This window comes from uncultured Subdoligranulum sp. (assembly GCF_937890665.1).
Genome location: NZ_CALADU010000064.1, coordinates 1 through 2,572 on the forward strand (window position 1 = coordinate 1; position 2,572 = coordinate 2,572).

A 2,572-nucleotide genomic window follows, 5' to 3' on the forward strand; every position below is an offset into this window, starting at 1 on the left:
CTAAAAACGGCAAAAAAAGCTTGGATACAGTTCTGAAGGACTGTAATATCGACTGAAATTATCATAGAAAGCTGCTAAAATAGATATGACCTACGAAAGGCACATCAAGACTAAAACATTAAGATCGAGGTGAAGCCAGATGCCTTACGAAACGCTTGAAAAGATTTCATATCGTCAGCCGGGGCAATATGAATCTATTTACGAAGAACGTTTTAATAACTCTGAAACCGTTCATTTAGACTTTGATGTCAACGGGAGTTCCGCATTTATTGTTCAAAATGGTGATATTTATCGTTTGCTGTTGCAAATTCAAAAAACGGATAAACAGGTCCAACTGCTTTGCAGAGATTTACCCGGAGCAGCACTTCACCAGTTTGCGCAAAAATGTCTTGTAGATGAGATCGTGCTGACAAATGATATTGAGGGCGTTAATAGCACCCGCCGTGAGATCAGTGAGGTATTGGAGCAGATCGGCAATAAATCCGGCAAACGCCGCTTTTATGGACTTGTTCGCAAGTACCTGATGCTGCAGGAGGAAGAAGAGCGAAAGGTAAAGACTTGTCAGGATGTACGAAACATCTACGACGATTTGGTTCTAAAGGAGGTCGTTGAAGAAAACAGCAAGGACGCTCCGGATGGCGTGATTTTTCGTAAAGATTCGGTTTCCGTCAGCAATTCTGCTCAGAAAGAAATTCATAGGGGGCTTTATCCAGAGAATAAAATCATAGAGGCAATGGATCATGCGCTGGCTTTTTTGAATGGTGATAGCTGTGATCCTCTTGTAAGGATCAGTGCGTTTCATTATTTGGTGGGTTATATCCATCCATTTTATAATGGAAATGGTCGACTCTCCCGGTTTATCAGCAGTTATTTGCTGTCAGATGAGTTGAATTTTCTGATTGGATATCGCCTTTCCTATACTGTGAAGGATAATATCAAACAGTATTATGACAGCTTCAAAACCTGCAACAATCCACGGAACCGAGGAGATCTGACACCATTTGTGTTATCTTTTTTGGACATTGTTCAGAAAGCCATGAATCAGCTGGAAGCTGCTTTGCTCAGACGAAAAGCAGATTATGACAAATATATGCAGATGATTCCAAAGCATTCCTTTGCAGTCAAGGAAAAAGATCAAGAACTAATGGGGTATTTGACGCAAGCAAGTTTGTTCTCTGGTCATGGAATTGCCACGAAGGCGCTTGAAGGACTACTGGGAATTTCTTATACACCTCTAAAAAACAGACTCTCCGTATTAAGACAGGATCACTTGCTGCTTGAAGAAAAAATTGGAAGAGAAAAGTTTTATCGTCTTGATCTTGCGGAGTTTGAAAAGCAAATAGGAAATCAGGGGTGAAGTTTCCCTGATAAAACAATAAAAACTCCCCCGGTGCTTCCAACACCGAGGGAGTTAAGATAAGCGGCTCGCCCTTGCGGGGTCATCGCACACTCGACACTGCGATTATACTCCAAAGGGGCAGGCTTGTCAAAGTGTACCCTTTTGGAGGTGAAAAAGATGATCGAATGCAAAAAATGCGGCAAGGAACTGCCGGACGGGGCATCCTTCTGCTGTTGGTGCGGTGCAAAGCAGCAGACCCAGCGGCGCACGCGGGTTCGCTCCAACGGAGAAGGCAGTGTGTACCAGTATGGTCCCGCGGGGAAGTGGCGGGCCGAGGTGAATATCTTTCGGGACGGTGTCCGCTACCACAAGATCAAAAGTGGCTTCAAAACCAAGCGGGAGGCGGTCCAAGCCCTGCCGGAAATGCGGGAGAGGATGCTGAACGGCCAGGAGTTTGCCCAGGATGCCACTCTGCAGCAGTTGTGGGAGATGATTTGTCAGCAGTCGCTGCCTAAACTGAGCAAGGATAAGGCAAGCCATTACCGGACCGCATGGGCGGCCCTGGCACCGCTGAAAGATGCTCGAATTCGAAACCTGCGCTACGCTCACCTGCAACCTATCGTGGATGCAAGGGAGGGCGGGTATTACCCCAAGCGGGACATTAAGGCCCTGCTGGGCAAGATGTATGCGCTGGCGCTGAAGTATGAATATGCGGAGAAGGATTACTCTAAACTGCTGGAGCTGCCGCCGATCCAAGCCAGCGCCCGCACGGCACTGACCGAGGGGGAGGGGCATCGGATCTGGCAGGACTATGAGAATGGCCATGAATTCAGTCGTTACTGGCTCATTATGGCTTATACCGGGATGCGTACTGGGGAGATGCTGACCATCCAAAAGGCTAATGTACACCTAACGCAGCAGTATTGTACAGGCGGCATCAAGACCCAGGCGGGCAAAGCAAGGCAGATCGTCTTTCCGGATCGGATTATGCCCCTTGTTCGGGAGGCATATCATGACAGCACAAAGCGGTTGTGCGAAGCGGATGAAAAGACCTTCTATGAGGAATGGCATGCTATGGCAAAACGTATCGGGTTGGAGAACATGACCCCCTACTGTTTGCGGCATACGACGGCAACCCTGCTGGCAGTGGAGCAGGTGGCGCCTGCAATCATCCAGGAGATCCTGGGACACACAGATTATGCTGTTACACTGGGGTATACCCATATTCCGCTG

Annotated in this window: 2 protein-coding genes; both read left to right on the forward strand. The window is 47.7% G+C overall.

Translation table 11 applies throughout. From position 1 onward, the window contains the following. Positions 1 to 139: 139 nt before the first annotated feature. On the forward strand, positions 140 to 1,357 hold the full coding sequence (locus Q0526_RS03525; protein WP_298730901.1) for a Fic family protein: 1,218 nt from the start codon (positions 140 to 142) through the stop codon (positions 1,355 to 1,357). A 159-nt stretch (positions 1,358 to 1,516) separates the two neighbouring features. Next, on the forward strand, positions 1,517 to 2,572 hold a 1,056-nt coding region (locus Q0526_RS03530), incomplete at its 3' end, for a tyrosine-type recombinase/integrase (protein WP_298730903.1).

Bases quoted from the DNA above. Each gene is read 5' to 3' on its own strand.
- Q0526_RS03525 (WP_298730901.1), top strand. From the start codon at position 140: ATGCCTTACGAAACGCTTGAAAAGATTTCATATCGTCAGCCGGGGCAA.